Consider the following 1,586-nt stretch of genomic DNA (forward strand, 5'->3'; position numbering starts at 1 on the left):
TAATAATATTGAGAAAACTAAGTAATTAAACGTATAAGAACCTAGAAATATTATTCATATTTTTATTGATAATCGGAAGGAACTTTACCCAATCAGGTCTCCCCGTCTCTTAAAGTGGGTTTGTACGTTCAGCTACCAAAGATGGCTAACAATGCAGGTGGCGTTTTTAAGCTGCCGTATTGCCAAAAGCCTGTAGTCAAGACAGCCCAAGCCTATAAATGGCAATAGTTTAAAACTTAATTTCCAAACTGACAGAGACTTGAAAACAATGAAAATGACTTTTCAGAAACTTGTAATTGGCGCTTCAATGGCTATTGGTGTGAGCGCGATCGCTACTGTACCAGCACAAGCTGGAACCCTCACCGGCGCTACTATTGGTGGAACAGCAGCCAGTGATTATTTAGTCTACGATTCCGATGCTAAAAATACCTTCAGAGTAGAAAATCCTAGCGCAAATGATGTACAAAAAGTTCTAAGTGGTGACGCTGCCAGCCCCACTGGAAACGTAGAGTTACGAGCTAGTAGTGAGGCAGCAGGTTTTGATTTCAACAAAAACACTACCTTGACGGGGCAAATTGGTGGCCAAAGTATTATCTTAAGTAGCCTGACAGCAACAGATTGGTTTAGTACAGGGTCAGGATTGAGTACAAGCTATGGGGTAAATAACTTTGCAAATACTTGGTTTAACCAATTTTATGATGCAGCTGGTCTAGAAGCAAGTTTTATCCCTCGTAGTCAAGCTTTTACTGCATTTTTAGGCATCAATGGTTTCCAACGCTCCAGCGATCCTAATATCTCTTACGTTAATCAAAATGACACCACTGGCGATATTAAAATTGGGTTAGCGGGTCATTACAATTTAAAAGATTACTATACACCTCTGTCAGCAAGTTTTAGTAATTTACTCAAAGATGGATTCCAAGCTAGTGAAGTTGTTAAAGTTACATACAATGGCAAGACTAATTTACTTTACAGCTTTTCTGCTACAGCAAGCGGACTAAGCAACAATTTGGGGTTGGGTGCTGATGGCAAGTCTCACAGTGGTAATTATGAAGTCACCATCAAGGGTGTACCTCCCGCAGCAGTCCCAGAACCATCAGTCATGCTTGGTCTATTGGGTGTGGCTGGTGTCTTTGCTACACAACGCAAATTGAAAAAAGCATCTATTTAAGAAGATTGCAAGTTTAATACTACAAATAAAAAAAGGAGCTGTTTAGCTCCCTTTTTTATGAATACTTTCTTCCAGGGATAAGATAATTTGATTATCTAAGTTATATATTTTTAATAAAATTTAAAAACAATGAATTGTTTGTAAGAGTCTATATATTTATATCCTTACCAACGTATTTATAACAGCTATTTCGTACATTTGTATTACTTTACCCTCAAATCCAGATAAAACCTGTTCTCTGAATGGCAAGTAGCATATTATTGATTTCGGTATTACCTAAGTAATTTCACTCATAAAAATTGGTAACTTGACTTTTTAAAATCAGTCTTTTATTTAATACTATAAATTGTAAAAAACTCGTAAAGAAAAGCTTAATAATTGATTAATGTTATATTTGATCGTACTACTATTAAGT

General features: G+C 36.3%; 1 protein-coding gene. It reads left to right on the plus strand.

Going from position 1 to position 1,586, the window contains the following annotated elements; all coding sequences use genetic code 11:
* The first annotated feature begins 268 nt into the window (after positions 1 to 268).
* Entirely contained in the window at positions 269 to 1,171 is a 903-nt protein-coding gene (locus tag GNF10_RS36765) for an NF038130 family PEP-CTERM protein (protein ID WP_185582055.1), read from the plus strand.
* Positions 1,172 to 1,586 lie beyond the last annotated feature (415 nt).

Origin of the sequence: Nostoc sp. UCD121 (assembly GCF_014222285.1) — a bacterium.
In the GTDB taxonomy this organism is placed as follows: Bacteria; Cyanobacteriota; Cyanobacteriia; order Cyanobacteriales; family Nostocaceae; genus Nostoc.